The following is a 16,577-nucleotide window of genomic DNA, read 5'->3' as shown; positions in this document are numbered from 1 at the left end:
TTCGGGCGGTTAATACCTGTTTTACGTGAGGCGATAACGAACGTCTATGGTGTTTGAACAGCGGCGATGCAAAAAGGGAAGAACAGCGCCTCGCACTTGGCTACAGCGGTGTTTCCGCCCGGCAACCTTGTCGAAACCGCGGCGTGCTTGCGTCGCCGCATCGTCAGAAAGGCAGATCGCTCGTGGATACCCGACGCTTGTTCTCATTCGTCCGCATCGTCGACGCCGGAAGCATCACGCGGGCGGCGGACATTCTGCACATCGCCCAGCCGGCCCTCAGCCAGCAGATGACGGCGCTGGAGACCCACTTCGGTCAGCAGCTGCTGATCCGCAGCAAGCAGGGAGTCGAACCCACCGATGCGGGCCGCGCGCTGTACCGGCACGCGCAGGTGATCCTGCGGCAGGTGGAGAGCGCTCAAGCGGAGGTGAGCGTCGTCGGGCGTGAACTGGCGGGCGGTGTCTCCGTCGGCCTCGCGCCGTACAGCACCGTGAGTTCCATCGCGCTGCCGCTGCTCACCGCGGTGCGGTCGCGGTACCCCAGCATCCTGCTGCACATCAACGAGAACTTCGGCGGCGTGCTGAGCGAGGCCATGATGACGGGGCGTATGGACATGGCGCTGCTCTACGACGCCGGGCCGATCAAGGGCGTCAACTTCGAGCGACTTCTCACTGAGGAGCTGATGGTCGTCGCGCCGGCAGGCACCGGCCTGCCCGGTGACACCGGAACGGCCGTCGCCATCAAGGACCTCGTCGACCTGCCGCTGCTGCTGCCGGGCCCGATGCACACGATCCGCAAGGTGGTGGAGCAGGCCTACGAACACGCCTTCGAGCACGCGCGGGTGGTCGGCGAAGTGGAATCGGTGACCCTGATGGCGCAGGCGGTCCGAAATGGCCTGGGCGCGACAGTATTACCGTACTCTGTGGCACGCCGCATCATGAATGTGGAGAATCTGGAACTTCGCCGGATCGAACCGTCGATCGAAGTCCAGGTCTCCCTCGGAACACCCGCCAATCAGCCACTCTCGGGACCGGCCGAGGCGGTACGCGAGGTGCTGCGCAGTGTCGTCGCCAACTACATCAGGACCAGTTCGGAAGCCGAACGCGGACCTCAGTAGCCCCTGGTCGGATCGATCGGAGCCAGCAAAGGCGTTCCGGCAGCGAAACGTTCGACGTTGGACGCGACGTGGTCGGCAAGCAGCCTTGTCAGCCCGGTCGCGGGATTCGCGACGTGCGGCGTGATGACGGCGTTCGGCAGCGTCCAGAGCGGGTGTCCGTCGGGAAGGGGCTCGGGATCGGTGACGTCGAGTGCGGCCCCGCCGATCGATCCGGCCTTCAGCGCGTCGACGAGGCCCGCGGTGTCGATGAGGGAGCCGCGCGCCACGTTGACGATCCACGCCGTCGATGTCATCTGTGCGAGCGCGTCCTTGTCGACGATCTGCGCGGTCGCCGCCGTCGCCGGTGCGGCGATCACGAAATGATCTGCTCTGGACCAGATTTCCGATGTCCGATCGGACGGCAGCGTCTCGACGGCACCTGGGACGGGGGTTCCCGAGCGAGTCACGGCGAGCACGTGCGCCCCGAACGCGGTGAGCAGCGGGATCATCGCGCGACCGATGCCGCCGCACCCGACGATGGCGACCGTCGCCCCGCGCAGGGTACCCACCTGCGGGTCGAATTCGGCCTTCCGCCACGACGTCGCGCGCACCTGCTCGGTGAGGGCACGGACTCCGGCCAGGAGCAGCAGCACTCCGTGCTCCGCGACGTTGGCGGCGTAGGCGCCGGCCGCGGACGTCCAGGTCCGATCGGAGTCGACGATCCCCGCGGAGATCCACGGCTCCACACCCGCCGAGGGGAGCTGCACCCAGCGCACGGAGTCCGGCAACCGCGCCGGGAATGTGTCGGGACCCTGCGCCCACACCACGGCTTCGGCGTCCTCGAGCGGAGCGAGTACGCCTCCGCCCCGCTCGATCCCGCGCATCAGGGCGGCGTCCGGATTCGGTCCGAGGTGGATACGAGGCGTTGCGGTATTCGGCATCATGGTCTTTCGAGTCGGTCGGGAGGGGATCACACTACGGCGGTCAGGCCGCCGTCGACGTACAGGATCTGGCCGTTGACGAAGTCCGACGCCGGCGAGGAGAGGAAGAGCAGTGCGCCCACGAGTTCCTCGGTGCGCCCCCACCGCCCGGCGGGCGTGCGTTTGGTCAGCCACGCACTGAAGTCGGCATCGTTCACGAGCGCCTCGGTGAGCTGGGTGTCGAAGTAGCCGGGTGCGATCGCGTTGGCCTGCAGTCCCAATGGTGCCCAGTCGGCGCACATTCCGCGTGTGAGCATCTTCAGTCCGCCCTTGCTCGCGGCGTACGGGGCGATGCCCGCCCGGCCCAGTTCACTCTGGACGGAACAGATGTTCACGATCTTCCCGTGCCCGCGCCGGACCATCGCCCGAGCGAACTCGCGGCCGACGAAGAAGGCGCTGCTCAGGTTGGTGTCGAGTACGCGACGGAAGTCGTCGTCGCCGAACTCGAGCAGTGGGCTGCGGTGCTGGACGCCGGTGTTGTTCACGACGATCTCGACGGGACCTATCTCGTCCTCGACCCGCTGCGCGGCCGCGGCGACCTCCTCGGGAGCGGTGACGTCGAAGGCGCAGGTGTGGACTGTCGCACCGGTGGCGCGGACGATCTCGTCGCGGCTGCGTGCGAGGGCCTCGGCGTCGCGGCCGTTGAGCACGACCTCCGCACCCGCCTCGGCGAGTCCGTTGGCGAGTGCGAAACCGATTCCCCGACTCGACCCTGTGACGAGCGCGATCTTGCCCTCGACATCGAAATTCCCGTGCGCACTCACTGTGTGGCGACCTTTCGTTCTTCGTGCAGGTACTCGACGGCGGCCCGTGCGATCATCTCGGGTGCCGGAGCGACGTCCAGGACCACTCCGAACTCGTCGGCGCCGAGCGGCTCGAGGGCCGCGAACTGGGAATCGAGCAGGGCAGGCGGCATGAAGTGCCCGCTGCGCGCCTGCATCCGGCCGTGGATGACCTCCCGATCTCCCGTGAGGTGGACGAACAGCACCGGGGCGGAGACGTCGCGGAGGATGTCCCGATAGCTCCGCCGTAGCGCCGAGCACGCCACCACGCCGCGGCGCCCCTGATCGGACAGCTCCTGCAGCCGATCACGGACGACTGCGAGCCACGGCGCCCGGTCGTCGTCGGTCAGCGGGATACCGGCGGCCATCTTCTCGACGTTCGACGGCGGATGCAGATCGTCGGCGTCGAGGAACCGGTGGCCGGTCAGTTCGGAAAGTTGCTGCGCGACGGTCGTCTTCCCGCAGCCGGTCACCCCCATCACCACGATGTGGGGTCGCTGATCGCCACTCATGAATTGTTCCTGTCCGCCGGTGGGGAGAGATGCAGTTCGAACATGCCCGACCGGACGACAGCTTGGCAATGGCGGAGGGGATACCGGTTGACGTTGCCGTCATAGCGAAGCGCGAGGGATGCCGGTGTTACCGGCTCACGAGTTTGACCGCCGCGGCCTCGATGGTCTCCTCGGAGAGCAGGACCTCGAGTGCGGCGTCGCCGAGGGGGATGAAGCTGTCGTCGCTCGTCACGCGTGCGAGCGCCCCGGTGAAGCCGTCGTCGACCAGCGCGGCGACCACACCTTCGGACACTCCCCCCGACTGGCGGGTCTCGTCGACGACGAGGACCCGGCCGGTGGCGTTCGCTTCCCGGACGATGTCGTGCACGGGCAGCGGTGCGAGCCAGCGCATATCCACTACGCGCGCAGCGATGTGCGCCTGTTCGAGCCGGCGTGCGACGCGCAGGCTCATGCGCACCCCGTTGCCGAACGTGACGATGGTCAGGTCGGTGCCGTCACCGTACGTGCGGGCGGAGCCGATCGGCACGTGGTTCTCGGTCCGCTTCGCCGGATCCGGATACGGTGCCAGCCACTGCTCGTCACCGTCCTCGTAGAGATCTCGGGTGTGGTACAGCGCAATCGGCTCCAGATACACACACAGTGCCCCCGCGGTGCGGGCGGCCGCGGCGCACGTGTGCATCATGGCGGCGGCGTCGTCGGGGCGTGCCGGGGAGGCCACGACGATGCCGGGGATGTCGCGCAGCGCGGCGACGGCGTTGTCGTTGTGGAAATGCCCGCCGAATCCCTTCTGATACCCGTATCCCGCGACCCGCACCACCATCGGGTTGCGGTACTGACGGTCGGAGAAGAACTGCAACGTCGCGCCCTCCCCGCGGATCTGGTCGGCGGCATTGTGCAGGTAGGCCAGGTACTGGATTTCCGGGATGGGCAACAGGCCGGACACCCCCGCGCCCAGCGCGAGCCCGAGGATCGCCTGCTCGTCGAGGAGGGTGTCGAAGACGCGCGCCGACCCCGCCTTCTTCATCAGGCCGCGGGTCACCCCGTAGACACCGCCCTTGCGGGCGACGTCCTCACCGAACACCAGCGCCTCCGGGTATCGGGCCAGCACGTCGAGCAGGGCGCGGTTGATCGCGAGACCGGTGGTGAGCGAACCTTCCTCCTCGGGAAGCGGGGATCCGACGAGCTGCGCGCGACGGTCCGGGTCGACGCGCTCCGGCACGGCCGCGGCGGCCTGGTCGGCACTGTCGGTGAGTGGCCTCATCACCGCGGCGGGGCTGTCCAGTTGGGGTAGCTCGCCGACCTGCTCGGCCAATCGGAGAACCTCGGCGCGCTTGGTCTCGTAGAGGTCGAGGATGTCGGTGGGGCTCAGGTGCCCTCGCTCGACCAGCAGTTTCGCCGTGCACAGCACCGGGTCGCGATCGAAGTCGGCGGCGATCTCCGCGGATGTCCGGTAAGCGGCCTCCACATCGGAGCCGGCGTGACCCATCAACCGGACGGTGCGCAGGCGCAGGAACGCCGGCTTCCGGTGCCTGCGAACCCAGTCGGCAGCGTGCTTCGCCGTTGCGTACGCCGCCGGCAGGTCGGAGCCGTCCGCCTCGAAGTACTCGAGTCCTGCCCGGTCACCGAAGTTCGCGGCGATCCAGCCCTTCGGGGTCTTGGTGCTGATCCCGATCCCGTTGTCCTCGCACACCAGCAGCAGCGGCAACGGCAACCCCTGGTAGGAGGCGTGCACCGCGGTGTTGATGGCACCGACGGCGGTGGAGTGGTTCGCGGACGCGTCCCCGAAGCTGCACACGGCGACCGCGTCGGCCGGCCACGGCGAATCGACGTGCAACTTCTCCGACCGGGCGATGGAGAAGGCGACACCGACAGCTCGTGGGAGATGCGAAGCGATGGTGGAGGTTTGGGGAATGATGTTGAGGTCGTGCCGGCCGAACACCTTGTGCCTGCCACCCGATATCGGCTCCTCCGTCGCGGCCACGAGCCCGAGGAGGATGTCGCGCAGTGGATCACTGCCATCCACCTGCTGCGCCCGCGCCAGGAAGAAACCACCGGAACGGTAGTGCAGCAGAGCGGGATCGGTGGGTCGCAGCGCGGCCGCGACGGCGGCGTTGCTCTCGTGCCCGGAAGAGCCGATCGTGTAGAAACCCTGGCCTCGCGACCGCAGCCAGCGGGCCGCCAGATCGAGATGCCTGCTGCCGACCTGGGCGTCGAAGAGGTCCAGAGCGCCCTGCACCGACAACGGGGACGGCGGCTGGATCGGATCCTCCGGACCGACGCCGGGGCGGCTCTCCCCGGGGACCAGCCCCGACACGACAGAGGTGAAGTAATCGTCGATCTGTTCGGCCATTCCTAGATCATCCTGTGGCGCCGATCAGCGGGCAAGAGTCGCAGGATCAGAGTCTCGATGCCTCACCGTAAGGTCGACTGTTCCTCGCGCCGGGCCGTGACCGTCACCACGACGAATACTGCGGCCGCGGGTGCCCAGGCGGGCCCCGAAGGCGGCAGGCAATCCCCGGACCTGCTCTTTTACATCATTAAGCAGAACTTGCCCTGAGGGTCACCAGGTCGGTCGCTCCAGCGCTGTCAGTCGCCCGCCCGGTCGTGCATGGTTGATGCATCGGTGACCACGCGCAAGTTACGGGAAGGGATCACGGTGGATAATTCGAGACGTTCAGAGCGCCGCCACGGTGACGTACCGACCCCAATCGTGCGTGGTCACCGTTTCCACGAAGGAGTCGACGACCACCGGTATCAGCGGGTTGCTGGGGTTCCGACGGTGAACCAACGCGACCGTGCGACGCGCCCAGGGAGAGTGCAGCGGCACGATGGACACAGTCGGGTGATCGAGGATTCCCAGTGCGGGGACGATTGCCACTCCGAGTCCGGCACCGACGAATTCCGTGACGAGATCGTAGTATTCGGTTCTGAGATTCAGCTCGGGGACGAATCCCATATCCGCACAGATGCGGTACATCGTCAGCTCACCGGCAGTGCCGGCGCCGCTCGAGATCCACTGCAACGTGCTGGCACGCTCGATGTCCGTCGCCTCATGAATCCCCTCGTCGGAGGGGCTCAGGAATACCAGATCCTCTACGATCAACGGCTTTTCGACTACCGCATCGGACCATCGCTGCTGCAGCGCCGCGTACTCGTAGGTGAACGCGATGTCGAGTTCGCCGGATTCGATCATGGGCACGGTGTCCTTCGGCTCCCCGATCCGAAGGGACACCTCCACTGCCGGATGAGTCTCACGCAAGTTCGACAACGCCGACGGCAGAATGCGTGCACCCGCGGTCGGAAAGCATCCGACGCGGAGACGACCGGTACGGCCGGTGGCGATCCCCCGCACGTCGGCGTCGAGTTCGTACAGCTCGGCCAGAACTCCCCGAGCGCGCTCGGTCAGCATTCTCGCCATCTCGGTGATCTTGACGCCACGCGCCTCACGATCGAAAAGGCACATACCGGATGCTCTTTCGAGCGCCTCCATTTGCTGCGACACCGCCGAGGCCGTGTATCCGAGCTCGCGAGCCGCCGCCGCGAACGATCCGGTCTCGGTCACCACTTCGAGTGTCCGCAGATGAACTGGGTTGAGCATGTCGCGTCATCCTTCGAGTCGAGAACAGACGTCCACGATATCGCCGTCGGCCGGAACCGGTCGACGGTCAAACCCTACGCAGCACAGGAGCACACCGATCATGACCGACCTACTCTCGCAGATCGACGACTGGGGTCCCGAGAAGGTGGTGGTCGTGTCCGACCGCCGCTCGGGCATGAAGGGCGTGCTCGTCATCGACAACACGGCCCGGGGAATCGGTAAGGGCGGAACGCGGATGAGCCCTACCGTCACCGTCGGCGAGATCGCACGCCTCGCACGGGTGATGACGTGGAAATGGGCAGGCGTCGACATGTTCCACGGCGGTGCGAAGGCGGGAATCGCCGGCGATCCGCACGCAGCGAACAAGGAAGAGATCCTCCGGGCCTTTGCCCGCAAGCTTTCCAACGAAGTACCACGCGAGTACGTCCTCGGGCTCGACATGGGACTCACCGAGAACGACGCGGCCATTTTTCAGGACGAACTCGGCGACCGCGGCGCGGCGGTCGGCAGCCCGCACGAACTCGGCGGTGTTCCCTACGATCAACTCGGTGTGACCGGCTTCGGTGTCGCCGAGTCCGCTCAGGTCGCCGCGGAACGCCGGGGCATCGACCTCGGCAACGCACGGATCTCCATCCAAGGCTTCGGCGCGGTAGGTTCCGCCGCGGCCGAACGCTTCGCCGCGTTCGGATCCACGATCGTGGCCGTGTCGACGTCGGTGGGCGCCCTTCACGACCCGAATGGCCTCGACGTCGCTCTGCTGCTGAAACTGAAAGCTGATTTCGGTGACCACCTGGTCGAGCACTACCCGGGCGCGACCGTCCTGCCCGCAGGGCGTGAGATCTTCGTCGACTGCGACGTCCTGGTCCCTGCCGCGTTGCAGGACGTCATCGACGAACAGTCGGCCCGCGAGGTCAAGGCCACGCTGGTCGTCGAAGGCGCCAACCTGCCCGCCAGCCCGCAGGCACTGAAGGTGTTTGCGCGCAACGACGTACTGGTCGTTCCGGACTTCGTCGCCAACGCCGGAGGAATCGTGGCGGCCGGTGTCGCCATGGAGGCCCGCTACTCCCCGTTCCGCCCGGAGGGGACGGCCGTACTCGACCTCGTCTCCCAGCGCCTCCGGGCCAACACCAGCGAAGTCCTCGACGAGGTCGCGGCGCACGGCGCCCTGCCACACGACGCCGCTCGTCGCATCGCCCAGTCGCGGGTGCGTGCCGCAATGGTGGCGCGAGGTCAGATCCGCGCGAACGCATAACAGGGACACCGATCGGAGCATGAGAAGTATGACCGTAATCCCCACCTGGCAGCTGAGGGCGCGATTCGCGGCTGCTCTGTCCTCGATGTACGGCCGTGAGGTACCGGCCTACGCCACACTCGTCGACGTGTGCGAGGACATCAACACCGCCGTCGTCGCCGGCCGCGACGACGCGGAGCGGCTCGGCGACATCGGCCGGGTGACGGCCGAGAGACACGGCGCGATCCGCGTGGGCACTCCCCGGGAACTCCGTGCGGTCGGCACGATCTTCGCCGGTTTCGGTATGCACCCCGTCGGGTTCTACGACCTGCGCGACGCAGCGCGGAGCGCAGTTCCGGTCGTGTCGACGGCCTTCCGGCCGATCGACGCCGACGAACTCGCACGCAACCCGTTTCGGGTGTTCACGTCGATGCTCGCGGTCGACGATCGCCGCTTCTTCTCCGAAGACCTGCAGAGCCGGCTCGAGACGTTCCTCGGCCGACGCACACTGTTCGGCGAGGAACTACTCACGCTGGCCGAGCGTGCCATCGCCGAACGCGGTCTTCCCTCCGCCGAGGCCGATACGTTCGTCCACTTGGCGACCTCCGCATTCGAGTTGTCGTCCGAGCCGACCGATCGTGCGTGGTACGCCGAACTGGAGCAGGTCTCGGCCGTCGCCGCCGACATCGGCGGAGTCACCCGAACCCACATCAATCACCTGACCCCGCGCGTCCTGGACATCGACGAGCTCTACACCCGGATGCAGCGACGCGGCCTGAAGATGATCGACCAGATCCAGGGCCCGCCGAGATGGACCGGCCCCGACGTTCTGCTCCGGCAAACCTCGTTCCGGGCCCTCGCGGAGCCCCGCAAGTACCGTGAATCGAACGGGGAAGTCGTCGACGGCACGCTGCGGGTGCGCTTCGGTGAGGTCGAGTCGCGCGGAATCGCGCTCACTCCCCGCGGCCGGGAACGGTACGACGCGCTCATGGCGGAGACGGATGCCGCCGCACGCAACGGTTCGTCGTGGCAGGACGCCGGCCGGTCGGTGTGGGACGCCTCCGACTTCCCCACCACGGAAACAGGTCTCGAGGAGGAGGCGCTCGCGTATTTCACGTACCGCGTGGGCGACGTGCACTCCCCCTCCGGGGTGGCGGATCGCGATCCGGCCGCACTGGTTCGGTCGGGAACGCTGGTGGCCACTCCGATCGTGTACGAGGACTTCCTTCCGCGCAGCGCGGCCGGGATCTTCCAGTCGAACCTGTCCGGCAACGGCACGAAAGACAGCACGAACACCGGCGCCGACTACACCATCGACTGGTTCGCAGGCGCTCTCGGACGGGAAGTGCACACCCCCGAGGCGCTGTATCGCGCGCAGCAGGACGCCTCGCTGCGAGAAAGTCTGACGCAGCTCGGAATTGAACAGGGTGTCAACTCCCGCTAGTGGCGAGGCGACTCCTTCACGTCTGACCGAATGTTCGAACACATGCCGTTCGGCGTCACACGTGCGGAGTCACGGGATGGCAACATATCTGGTCGGCAGGTAGTGGATGCGCTCGACGGCACCACTACCTGCCGGGACAGACGCACTGCACATTCGAGAGGGCTTGTGATCATGACCAATTCCCCCGCCGGCGAATACCCGCTGGTGCGTGCTCGATGAGCACGACGAGGACCGGTGTCGCCGTGATAGGTACCGGCACCATGGGCTCCGCAATCATGTGGAGACTGTCGGAGCGCGGTGTTCCTGTCGTGGGTCTCGAGCAGTTCACTCCCGGGCACGATCGTGGCTCCGGGCACGGCGAGTCGCGCATCTTCCGGACTGCATATCATGAAGATCCCGCGTATGTCCCTATGCTCCGAGCCGCACTCCGTGGGTGGAGGGAACTCGGTGAGCAGATCGGCGAACCCGTCCTGACGATGACCGGGGGCCTCAGCATCGGCCCCTCGACCGGCGTGATCGTGGGTGGCTCCCTCGAAGCAGCCCAGGTGCATGCCCTCACCCAGGAGATTCTCGACCCGGCCGAGTTCGGTACCCGGTTTCCTGCTCAGCGTTTACGGGAGGGAGATACGGCCCTGTGGGAGAGGGACGCCGGCGTGATAAGGCCGGAGTTGGCGATCACCGGTGCCGTGCGCCGTGCGTGCGAACTGGGGGCCTCTGTGCGTACCGGGAGCCGCGTCCAGGGTATCGAGGACGGTCCCGGTGACACGGTGCTCGTGCGGCTCGAGGACGAGGTCATTCGAGCCGACCACGTCGTGGTCGCGGCCGGCGCCTGGATTCCGGGCCTTCTCCCTGCCGCCCAGTTCCCCTTGACCGTGGAGCGCAAGATCCTCGCATGGTTCCCGGCCGACGATCCGACGCAGTTCGGGCCGGACCGGTTCCCGGTATTTCTGAGGGACAGTCCGGAAGGGAGGTGGTACGGCTTCCCCAGCATGGACGGCGAGACGGTCAAGATCGCGCTCCATCTCGGCGGGCGCGAGACCGACCCTGACGAGTTGGATCGTGTGGTCCACGACGAGGACACCGCTCCGTTGCGGGACCTCGTTCGTCGCTATCTGCCTGGATTGCGTTCGCGCCCGGTGCGGGCGGCGGTGTGTATGTACACGAACACACCCGACGGGCATTTCGTCATCGGAAATCCACCCGCATACAGGAACGTGACGGTCGTTTCCGCGTGCTCTGGTCACGGTTTCAAATTTGCACCGGTGATCGGGGAGATCGCCGCCGATCTCAGTTGCGGATCGACCCCTGAATTCCCCTTGGAGTTGTTCGACGTCAACCGATTCGCGGAGTGACACACCGGTACGGTGTTCGCGCGGTTCCGAATCGAGGGGGAGGGCCGTCGGCCCTCCCCCTCGCCGGTTAGGCGGAGAAGTACTCCGGGGGTGCCGTCGAATCGAGTGCCAGTGCCACAGCCGCACGCGCGGCGACGGGACCTACCAGGTTTCCCGTCCCGTTGTACGCACCGATGGCGATGACGCCGGGAAGAACCTCGGAGCAGAGGGGACGGCCGTCGGTGGTGTAACTCACGGACGCACCCCATCTCCGAACGACGTCGACGGGCTTGCCCGCCATACGTTCCGCTACTCGTTCGATGTAGCCCTGGACGTCCGGAGTTGGTGAAGTGTCGAATGTCCACTCGGTGTCGACGAAACGGTCTCGCCCGCCGCCGACGAACAGGCGCCCATCCTTCGCTTGCTGGGCGTAGTCGTATCCCCAGCGTCCGTACACAGGACACGGCAGGCGCTCGGGCAGCCCCGGCGCCGTCCCGAGCATTTGCAGGCGTGCCGTCCGGACCCGCCCCTGCAAGTCCGGGAGGACTTGTTCGAGTTTGCCGTCCACCGCGACAATGACGACAGGTGCACTGACCGAACCGTGTTCTGTTGTCACCCTTCCACTCTTCACGGAGGTGACTGCCGAGTACTCGTACAGGCCGGCCCGGCCCCGAAGGAGTGACGCCAGCCCCAGAGCTCGGCGAGAGGGGTTCATGGCCGCGTCGTCGGGCAGAAACAGGCCGCGCCCGAGCTCGCCGTCGTATTCTTCGACAGCGATGTCGTTGTCACGCAGCACCTTTGCCAGTGCTGCGCAATCCGCGAGTTCCGCGACACGGTCGGCGGCCTCGGCGTCGTCGGCAGGTTCGCCGGGCAATCCCGCGAGGCGAATGGAGCCCGTCCGCGCGATGACCTCCGGACCCAGCATCTCGGCAAGCCGGTCCAACTCGAGAAGAGTTGCACGATAGAGATCGACCGACGACGTCCCCCAGGTCGAGAGGGACGAGTGGAGGAACGTCGCCGGGCCGCCCAGGAGGAAGCCGCCGTTGCGCCCCGCCGCGCCGGCCGCGACCCGCCCGGCGTCGACGCCGACAACCTGCAGCCCACGTTCGACCAGGGCGCCGATCGCCGCGAGACCCGACCCGCCGAGGCCGACGACACACACGTCGGCCGTGACGTTCTTTTCCAACACCGGAAGACCGTTCCACGACGCGACCACCGGGTCGTCGTCCCACGCGCTCACCGAGTCCCACTGGGTGTCGGATCGAAGATTCGTCATCGCATTTCCCTATCGTTCAGCTCGCGACGTTCCGATGTCCGAGGAGGTTGCCGCCTAGCGCGAAGCCACGACCGACAAGTCTATGTGGCATCGCGGGCGTCGAGATAGTCACAGTTGACCTTTCCAGCGGGGCAACGGTCGCTGCCGGGACCGGTGTCACGAAATGTTGTGGCGGTGTCGCTCGTCGAACCGGTGGATCTCGTCGATGACGGTCTCGACGATGCGTGGCCCGGCACCACTGACGGAGGTCGCGACCGCGAGTACGCCGACCGCACCGGGTTTGTCGGCCGGGTGGGGTGTCCAGGCGGGGACCACGCCGCAGTCGACCGTCACGCCGGGCGCCGGCTCTACCCCGCGCCCGTCAGGCGTGCCCGACATTCGCCGGGCGGCGCCGAGCGCAGTACGGGTCGCGGATTCGAGCAGTTCCGCGGCGGCACCGTCGGTCCGGGAGCAGCACATCAGATTTCCGGCGTCGTCGACCACGCTGACGGCGACAGCGGCGTCGAATGTCGCGGCATGGCGTCGAGCGAGATCGAGGGCGAGTTGCGCACGTGATGCGGTGAGTGTCATGGCGTTCTCCGGTGATAGATCGCGGACGATGCGGCTCAGCTCACCTTCTTGATCAGGTCGGCGAGCTCGGCCAGTTCGACGGCGTCGAGGTCGGTCAACGGCGCACGGACGGGGCCGGCGGGCCGGTCGATCACCTTCATGCCGGCCTTGATGATGCTGACCGCATACCCCTGCTTCTTGTTACGCAGGTTGCAGTACGGGATCACGAACTCGTTGAGCGCGTTGATGACGAACGCGTTGTCTCCGCTGCGGAGCGCGTTGTAGAAGTCGATCGCGAACTTCGGCACGAAGTTGTAGATGGCCGAGGAGTAAGTGGTGACGCCCAGCGCGAGATACGGCAGTGCGAACATTTCGGCGGTGGGCAGTCCGCCGACGTAGGTCAGCCGGTCGCCGAGACTCGCGTAGATGCGCGTCATCTGCTCGATGTTGCCGACACCGTCCTTGAAACCGACCAGGTTCGGGCAGCTGTCCGCGAGCTCCGCGACGGCGGCCTCGGTGTAGACGGCGTTGGCGCGACTGTAGATCGTCACACCGAGAGTGGTTGCGGCACACACCTCTTTGACGTGGGCGACGAGGCCGTCCTGGCTCGCCTCCGTGAGATACGGGGGCAGCAGCAGGATGCCGTGCGCGCCGACGCTCTCCGCCGACCGGGCCATCTGCACGGCGGTGGCCGTGCCGTACCCGGCGGGCGCGATCACCGGAAGACCGTCGGGTGCCTCCTGCACCGCTGCCCGGACCACCTGCTCCACCTCCGGCGGGGTGAGTGAGAAGAACTCGCCCGTGCCACCTGCGGCGAACAACCCGGAGGCGTCGAACTGCCCGAGCCAGCCGATGTTCCCGCGGTACGCGGCCTCGTCGAACGAGTGGTCATTCTTGAAATGGGTGATCGGGAACGACAACAGACCGGAGCCGAGCTTGTGGGCGATCTCGTGGGGGGACGCAGTGGCCATGGGTTTCGTTCTCCTCGTTCGCAATCGCGTCACTGTCGGTGCGCGCTGTGTCCACAAGGCTAGGAGCGACAACCATTCAAGTCCAACACTAGTTCTGGATCTATTGATACCCAAAAGGTATTGCGCTCCCTGGAGGAACGGGACGCTCGTTCGATCTGACGCAACGAGCATCCCGTTCGTTCAGGAGAGGTCGAGTGCGGCGCGGACGATGCTGTCGGTGTCGATGCCGTGATAGCGGTAGACGTCGTCGAGGGAACCGACCTGCCCGAACCGGCTGACACCGAGCGCGGCCCCGGGAACGTGGTTGATCCCGGTCAGGAACGCGAGGGTGTGCGGGTGCCCGTCGAGGACGGTCACCATCGGCGCCGCCCGATCCGCGGGGAACACCTGGTCCAGGATCCAGGACGGGCCGTCAGCGAGGCCGCGGCGGGCCTGCACCGCCTCGAACAGCAACCCGGGACTGGTCACACACACCACGTCGGCGGCGATGCCCTGCTCGGCCAACCGGTCCGCGGCGGTGAGGGTTTCGGTGATCACCGCACCCATGCCGACCAGGGTGACCGCCGGTGTGTCGGTGCGGCGCAGCGTGTACGCGCCGGCGACGACCTGCCGGCGGCGGCGTTCCCGGGCGGCGGGGTCCGAGGGGACCGCGGCGAGGGTCTGATCGACCGGGCGGGTCGAGAGCCGCAGATACGACGAGGAGCCGTCCGGGCGGCCCAGCCGGCCGATGCTGTCGAGCAGCGTCCACTCGACGTCGATCGCGAACGCCGGCTCGTAGCTGACGCACCCGGGCTGCTCGAGGCCGATCGACGGGGTCTTGATCGACTGATGCGCCCCACCCTCCGCGGCCAGGGTCACCCCGGACGGGGTGCCGACCAGGATCGACTGCCCACCCGCGTAGATGCCGTAGGACCAGGGTTCGAGGGCGCGTTCGACGAACGGGTCGTACATCACCCCGATCGGGAACAGCGGCTGCCCCCACCGACTCCAGGTGGCACCGAGCTCACCCATCAACCCGACCAGGTTGGTTTCGGCGATGCCGAGTTCCATGTGCTGCCCGGTGGGCTTTTCCCGCCAGTGCATGATCGTTTCGGCGTCGTCGTCGAACCAGTTACGTCGCTCGTTCGGTGACCACACCCCGACCTTGTTGAGCCACCCGGCCAGGTTCGTGGTGGAGGACACGTCCGGGCTGACCGTGACCACCCGTTTCGCCGCCTCGGGGGCCTGGCGGGACAGGTCGAGCAGTGCCCGGCCGAGGGCGGCCTGGGTGGTGGATGTCCCCGACGGGGTGCGGCCGATGTCGGCCGGCACCGGCGGCGGGGTTGCCAGTTCGACGGGCTCGCGGGTGAGCCATTCGGCGGAGGCGGCGCAGACGCGGCCTGCGGTGCTGTCGGTGTCGAACCGGGCCCACGGGTGCGCCGGGTCCATGCCCAACTCCGCGGCCAGCTGCTCGTACTGCTCCACCGTCAGCAACGACGAATGATTCTGCGGATGCCCCTGCGTCGGCAGGCCGCGGCCCTTGATGGTGTAGGCGATGATCACCGTCGGGCGGGTGTCGTCGATCCGCGCGTACGCCGCCCGCAGGGCGTCGAGGTCGTGGCCACCGAGGTTGCGGATCGCTTTGAGGAGGGTGTCGTCGTCCAACTCGGCGATCAGCGACGCGATCGCCGCGGCGTCGGGGCCGTCCCCGGGCAACCGGTCCCGGACCTGCGCGGCGTCACAGCGCAGCAGCCGCTGGTATTCGGGGTTGGGCATGTCCAGGATCCGGGTCCGCAGCGCCGGCCCACCGGTCCGGGTGAACAGCGACTCGAGCAGGGTCCCGAACTTCACGGTGAGCACCTGCCACCCGGCGGCCGAGAACATCGCCTCGAGCCGGCCGGCGGCGATGTTGGGCACCACCCGGTCCAGGGACTGCCGGTTCAGGTCCACGATCCACACGATCTCACCGAGCTCGGACACGGAGGTGTCGAGGATCGCCTCCCACACCGCGCCCTCGTCCAGCTCGGCGTCCCCGACCAGCGAATACTGCCGACCCGTGCCCGCCGACCCGATCTGGGTGTTCACGTAGCGGCGGGCGATGGCACCCCAGATCGGGGCCGTCGCACCGATCCCCACCGACCCGGTCGAATAGTCCACCGGATCGGGGTCTTTCGACCGACTGGGGTAGGACTGCAGGCCACCGAACTCCCGCAACGTCGTCAGATACTTCTCGTCCAGCTCCCCGAGCAGGTAGTTGATGCCGTGCAGCACCGGGGAGGCATGCGGTTTCACCGACACCCGATCCCCCGGCCGCAACTGCTCGAACCACAGCGACGTCATGATCGACACCATCGACGCGCACGACGCCTGATGACCACCGACCTTCAACCCCGACGGGTTCGGGCGAACCCGGTTGGCGTGGTGGATCATCGACGTCGCCAACCACAACACACGCTGCTCGATCTCCACGAGCGCTTCCGGGGTGGCCGCGCGCGGGGTGAGCTGCGCCGTGTGGTCGTCGATCGTGCGGGCGTCGTTCATCGTTTCGTCCTTGCCTGTGAGTTCCTGGCACCGAATCCGATCCTCCTCGGCCCAGTTCGTGAGCGAGGCGGATCGGCGGTGACGGGCAGGCGGACCTGTTGGGAACCGACCTCACCGCATCTTCGAGGTCTCGTGTGCAGATCTCTCACAACAGTCGAACATCGGAACGCACTTTGAGCAATACCGAGCGGCGAGTTTGAGCATACTGCGCATATTCGGAGCAGCCGCCGTGGTCGGCGGTTGGCAAAATGCCCAGCACGACCGCCGCCGTTACCCTCCGGCGCTACCC

13 protein-coding genes are annotated in these 16,577 nt (G+C 67.1%); 4 read left to right on the top strand and 9 right to left on the bottom strand.

What is annotated here, in order from left to right:
• The first annotated feature begins 197 nt into the window (after positions 1–197).
• Entirely contained in the window at positions 198–1,115 is a 918-nt protein-coding gene (gene nac / locus WKC72_RS06540; protein ID WP_037242704.1) for a nitrogen assimilation transcriptional regulator NAC, read from the top strand.
• Here nac and WKC72_RS06535 read toward each other — a convergent pair.
• From WKC72_RS06535 to WKC72_RS06515, 5 genes are all read right to left on the bottom strand, one after another.
• A complete protein-coding gene (locus WKC72_RS06535; protein ID WP_081792716.1) occupies positions 1,109–2,038 on the bottom strand; it encodes a D-isomer specific 2-hydroxyacid dehydrogenase family protein in 930 nt (309 codons plus the stop codon). The genes nac and WKC72_RS06535 overlap by 7 nt on opposite strands.
• A gap of 26 nt (positions 2,039–2,064) precedes the next feature.
• Positions 2,065–2,838 carry an SDR family oxidoreductase gene (locus tag WKC72_RS06530; RefSeq protein ID WP_370182092.1) on the bottom strand — a complete coding sequence of 258 codons (774 nt, stop codon included), beginning with the start codon at positions 2,836–2,838 and terminating at the stop codon, positions 2,065–2,067.
• Positions 2,835–3,368 carry a gluconokinase gene (locus WKC72_RS06525; protein WP_037242709.1) on the bottom strand — a complete coding sequence of 178 codons (534 nt, stop codon included), beginning with the start codon at positions 3,366–3,368 and terminating at the stop codon, positions 2,835–2,837. The genes WKC72_RS06530 and WKC72_RS06525 overlap by 4 nt, the downstream gene beginning before the upstream one ends.
• A gap of 127 nt (positions 3,369–3,495) precedes the next feature.
• Positions 3,496–5,718 carry a thiamine pyrophosphate-dependent enzyme gene (locus WKC72_RS06520; RefSeq protein WP_370182091.1) on the bottom strand — a complete coding sequence of 741 codons (2,223 nt, stop codon included), beginning with the start codon at positions 5,716–5,718 and terminating at the stop codon, positions 3,496–3,498.
• 324 nt (positions 5,719–6,042) lie between these two features.
• A complete protein-coding gene (locus tag WKC72_RS06515) occupies positions 6,043–6,966 on the bottom strand; it encodes a LysR family transcriptional regulator (RefSeq protein ID WP_370182090.1) in 924 nt (307 codons plus the stop codon).
• Positions 6,967–7,066: 100 nt separating this feature from the next.
• Between WKC72_RS06515 and WKC72_RS06510 the strand changes: the two genes are divergently transcribed.
• From WKC72_RS06510 to solA, 3 genes are all read left to right on the top strand, one after another.
• The gene (locus tag WKC72_RS06510) at positions 7,067–8,218 is read left to right on the top strand and encodes a Glu/Leu/Phe/Val dehydrogenase (RefSeq protein WP_370182089.1); all 1,152 of its coding nucleotides are present in this window, start codon (positions 7,067–7,069) and stop codon (positions 8,216–8,218) included.
• Between the two features lie 28 nt (positions 8,219–8,246).
• A complete protein-coding gene (locus tag WKC72_RS06505; protein WP_370182088.1) occupies positions 8,247–9,641 on the top strand; it encodes a 2-oxoadipate dioxygenase/decarboxylase family protein in 1,395 nt (464 codons plus the stop codon).
• Positions 9,642–9,856: 215 nt separating this feature from the next.
• Positions 9,857–10,993, top strand: coding sequence for an N-methyl-L-tryptophan oxidase (solA, locus tag WKC72_RS06500; protein WP_370182087.1), 1,137 nt, complete (start codon positions 9,857–9,859; stop codon positions 10,991–10,993).
• Between the two features lie 67 nt (positions 10,994–11,060).
• Here the strand turns inward: solA and WKC72_RS06495 are convergent, their stop codons facing one another.
• The 4 genes from WKC72_RS06495 to WKC72_RS06480 form a co-directional block, all read right to left on the bottom strand.
• Positions 11,061–12,248 (bottom strand): NAD(P)/FAD-dependent oxidoreductase, encoded by a 1,188-nt coding sequence (locus WKC72_RS06495; protein ID WP_370182086.1) that lies wholly within the window; start codon positions 12,246–12,248, stop codon positions 11,061–11,063.
• A gap of 156 nt (positions 12,249–12,404) precedes the next feature.
• Positions 12,405–12,818: a heme-binding protein gene (locus tag WKC72_RS06490; RefSeq protein WP_370182085.1), complete on the bottom strand. Its 414-nt coding sequence runs from the start codon at positions 12,816–12,818 to the stop codon at positions 12,405–12,407.
• Positions 12,819–12,853: 35 nt separating this feature from the next.
• Positions 12,854–13,768 carry a 5-dehydro-4-deoxyglucarate dehydratase gene (gene kdgD, locus WKC72_RS06485; RefSeq protein WP_370182084.1) on the bottom strand — a complete coding sequence of 305 codons (915 nt, stop codon included), beginning with the start codon at positions 13,766–13,768 and terminating at the stop codon, positions 12,854–12,856.
• 180 nt (positions 13,769–13,948) lie between these two features.
• Positions 13,949–16,288 (bottom strand): pyruvate dehydrogenase, encoded by a 2,340-nt coding sequence (locus WKC72_RS06480; RefSeq protein WP_370182083.1) that lies wholly within the window; start codon positions 16,286–16,288, stop codon positions 13,949–13,951.
• Positions 16,289–16,577: the final 289 nt, after the last annotated feature.

The sequence above is a fragment of the Rhodococcus wratislaviensis genome (assembly GCF_041228765.1).
GTDB classification, from domain to species: Bacteria; Actinomycetota; Actinomycetes; order Mycobacteriales; family Mycobacteriaceae; genus Rhodococcus_F; species Rhodococcus_F wratislaviensis.
Note: the sequence above shows the minus strand (reverse complement) of the source record. Positions and strands in the feature narration are given on the sequence as shown.

Coding starts and splice junctions, on each gene's coding strand:
- WKC72_RS06535 (WP_081792716.1), bottom strand. CDS start 2,038: ATGATGCCGAATACCGCAACGCCTCGTATCCACCTCGGACCGAATCCG.
- WKC72_RS06525 (WP_037242709.1), bottom strand. CDS start 3,368: ATGAGTGGCGATCAGCGACCCCACATCGTGGTGATGGGGGTGACCGGC.
- WKC72_RS06520 (WP_370182091.1), bottom strand. CDS start 5,718: ATGGCCGAACAGATCGACGATTACTTCACCTCTGTCGTGTCGGGGCTG.
- WKC72_RS06515 (WP_370182090.1), bottom strand. CDS start 6,966: ATGCTCAACCCAGTTCATCTGCGGACACTCGAAGTGGTGACCGAGACC.
- WKC72_RS06510 (WP_370182089.1), top strand. CDS start 7,067: ATGACCGACCTACTCTCGCAGATCGACGACTGGGGTCCCGAGAAGGTG.
- WKC72_RS06505 (WP_370182088.1), top strand. CDS start 8,247: ATGACCGTAATCCCCACCTGGCAGCTGAGGGCGCGATTCGCGGCTGCT.
- solA (WP_370182087.1), top strand. CDS start 9,857: ATGAGCACGACGAGGACCGGTGTCGCCGTGATAGGTACCGGCACCATG.
- WKC72_RS06495 (WP_370182086.1), bottom strand. CDS start 12,248: ATGACGAATCTTCGATCCGACACCCAGTGGGACTCGGTGAGCGCGTGG.
- WKC72_RS06490 (WP_370182085.1), bottom strand. CDS start 12,818: ATGACACTCACCGCATCACGTGCGCAACTCGCCCTCGATCTCGCTCGA.
- kdgD (WP_370182084.1), bottom strand. CDS start 13,768: ATGGCCACTGCGTCCCCCCACGAGATCGCCCACAAGCTCGGCTCCGGT.
- WKC72_RS06480 (WP_370182083.1), bottom strand. CDS start 16,288: ATGAACGACGCCCGCACGATCGACGACCACACGGCGCAGCTCACCCCG.